Genomic DNA, 3,035 nt, shown 5'->3' on the forward strand with positions numbered 1-3,035 from the left:
TCGTGGGTGGCGATGGTGCGGCGCTCGGCCTCGGCGTACTCCACCGGCTGGGCCAGGCCGATCTCCTCGGTCATCTTGGCCTGCTGGAGGTCGCCCCACGACAGCTGCGTGGCGTCCCGGCGCAGCGCCCACACCAGCGCCTCGTCGAGCAGGTGCTCGAGCATGACCGGGGAGTAGCCGAACGTCATGGCGGCCAGGGCGTCGCGGCGCGACGGGTCGTCGAGCTCCGTCTCGTGCGCCTTCTTGTCGAGGTAATAGTCGATGATCTCGCGCCGTCCCGACCTCGAGGGCAGGTCGAAGTAGATCGAACGGTCGAAGCGCCCGGGGCGCACCAGCGCCGGGTCCAGGTCGGCGGCGCGGTTGGTGGCCCCGATGACGAGGATGTTGGCGGGTCGCGGTGCGGGCTTGCGCAGGTGCCGCGTGGGGGGGAGCCAGGCGTTCACGAGGTCGACGAGGGCGCCGGCGAGGCGCGTCGACGCCGGGGGCTGGTCGAACGACTGCAGCTGGATGAGCAGCTCGTTGACGACGCCGGCGATGCCGTCGTGGTGCCGGCCCACGCCCATGCCGCCCCGCGAGCCGCCGATGGCGTCGATCTCCTCGATGAAGCCGATGGCGCCGCCCTCGCGCCGGGCGTACTTGCGCAGCGCCTTGAAGTAGGAGCGGATCTTGCGGTTGGTCTGCCCGTAGAACATCGACTGGAACGCCGACGAGGACACGAAGAGGAACGGCACGCCGGCCTCGGCGGCCATGGCCTTGGCCATGTAGGTCTTGCCGGTGCCCGGCGGCCCCTCGAACAGGATCGCCCGGCGAGCCGAGCCGCCCATGTGCTCGGCGAAGGTGCGGTGGGCGAGGAAGAGGTTGAGGGTCTTCACCACCTCGTCGACCAGGACGGGCGCGCCCCGCACGTCGTCGAAGGAGACGTCGATCTCGTTGGGCCGGTACAGGACGTGCGGGGAGCGGCCCGCCCCGAGGAGCGGCAGGACGATCATCGCCCCCAACAGGACGATGAGGACGATCGCCGGCAGGTACGGCGTCAGGCCGGCGGGGAAGTGGGGGAAGGCGAAGGGCCCCCGGTGCAGGACGAGGGCCCGCACGCCCAGCCAGACGGCGATCGGGGTGAGCACGATCGCCAGCCGGAACATCTTCCCCTGGCGGACCCGTTCGCGGGCGGCCCCGACGTCGGCGGTGGCGACACGGATGACCCCCGACTGCCCGAGCGTGCGCAGCGCGGTGGCGGCCTGCGCCTGTGCCGGCGCGACCCCGTCGGCTCTCGGGGTCACCGGCCCGGTCGGGTCCTGCGCCGGTCGACGCCCGTGTCCCGAGCCCCGGTGGTCGCTCATCGCCTCACCCCTGATCCCCTCGCCGCCCTCGGGTGCCCATCAGACGGCACCCGGGTCATGCTTGGCCACACGGGACGACGGCCGGGGACGGGGCTGCCGGGAGCCGAACCGGCCAGGTCCCCCCGGTAGGCCCGCGACCTGCGGCCCACCGGATCGCCTGGTCGGTCGTCTCCACCGCCCGATCCGGACACCCTCCCTTATGCCACTCTCCGTGTCCGTTCTAACGCAGGTCCCTACGGATGATCAACTCGCCCCCAATACACCCGGAACAGGAGTGGCCCGTCTCTGCTACCGGGGCCGAGGCTGCCGATGACCACGCAGCGGGTCGAGCCGCTGACGCTGTGCGGGTCCCGTGAGGCGCCGGGAGCGTCACATGGGCCCGGCGTCGTGCTTGCGGCCGGGCAGGCGCTCGCGCCGCGAGGCGTCGAGGACCAGCGCCCGGTGCAGGGCCCGGCGGGTGTCGGCCGGGTCGATGACCGCGTCGACGAACCCCCGCTCGGCCGCCACCCACGGCGTCAGGAGCTCGGTGCGGTAGTCCTCCTCGAGCGCCCGGCGCTCGTCGTCGGTGGACCCCCGGCCGAGGATCTGCGCTGCCCCGCCGGCACCCATGACGGCGATCTGGGCCGAGGGCCAGGCCAGGCACAGGTCGTTGCCGATGCCCTTGGAGTCCATGACGATGTACGCCCCCCCGAAGGCCTTGCGCAGGACCACGCACACCCGGGGCACCGTCGCCTCGGCGTAGGCGAAGGCGAGCTCGGCGCCGTGGCGGATCATCCCCCGCCACTCCAGGTCCTTGCCGGGGAGGAAGCCCGGCGTGTCGACGAGCGTCACGATCGGCAGGTTGAAGGCGTCGCAGAACCGGACGAAGCGCGCCCCTTTCTGCGACGCCGGGATGTCGAGGGTGCCCGCCAGCGATCGCGGCTGGTTGGCGACCACGCCCACCGGCATGCCCCCGACGCTGGACAGGGCGGTGACGAGCTGCGGCGCCCAGGCCGGGCGCAGCTCGAGGAGCTCGCCGTCGTCCGCCACGGCGCGCACCACGTCACGCACGTCGTAGGAGGCGGAGGCGGCCGCGGGCACGAGGTCGCGCAGCGCCGGCGTGGCGCGGTCGCCGGGGTCGTCGGTGGGGACCGTCGGCGGCTCGGCGTCGGTGTGGTCGGGGAGGTAGACGAGAACGGCGCCGAGGAGCCCGGCCACGGCGTCCTCGTCCCGGGCCAGCAGGGCGCACAGGCCGCTGGCGGTGGCGTGCACCGTGGCGCCGCCGAGGTCGTGGAGCCCCACCCGCATGCCGGTGAACCCCTCCACGGCGTCGGGCCCGGACACGAAGGCGAAGGCGTCGGGCGTCATGACCGTGACGTCGGCCAGCCCCAGCAGCAGGGCCGGGCCCGAGATCGCCGCGCCCGTCACCGCAGCCAGCACGGGCACCACCCCCGAGCACGCCGCCATGGCGGCAGCGGCCCCGCCCCATCCGTGGAGGGCGTCGACGCCCTGGGCGACCTCCGACCCCGACGACGACAGCACGACGACGAGCGGCAGTCGCTCCCGGAGCGCCACGCGGGCCGCTTCGGCGATGGTGTCCCCGTCGGCCCGGGTGAGCGCCCCGCGGTGGTGGCCCGACACCGAGCGCGCCACCATGACGGCCCTCCCGCCCATGGTCTCGAGCGCGGCCCGGATGGTGCCCGGGACGTGGGCGCG

At 74.0% G+C, this 3,035-nt stretch carries 2 protein-coding genes; both read right to left on the minus strand.

What is annotated here, in order from left to right:
- A partial coding sequence (locus VMV22_05180; protein HUY21713.1) for an AAA family ATPase occupies positions 1-1,340 on the minus strand: 1,340 nt, incomplete at its 3' end.
- Positions 1,341-1,709: 369 nt separating this feature from the next.
- On the minus strand, positions 1,710-3,035 hold a 1,326-nt coding region (locus VMV22_05185), incomplete at its 5' end, for a carboxyl transferase domain-containing protein (protein ID HUY21714.1).

The organism is Acidimicrobiales bacterium (assembly GCA_035531755.1).
GTDB lineage: Bacteria > Actinomycetota > Acidimicrobiia > Acidimicrobiales > UBA8190 > DATKSK01.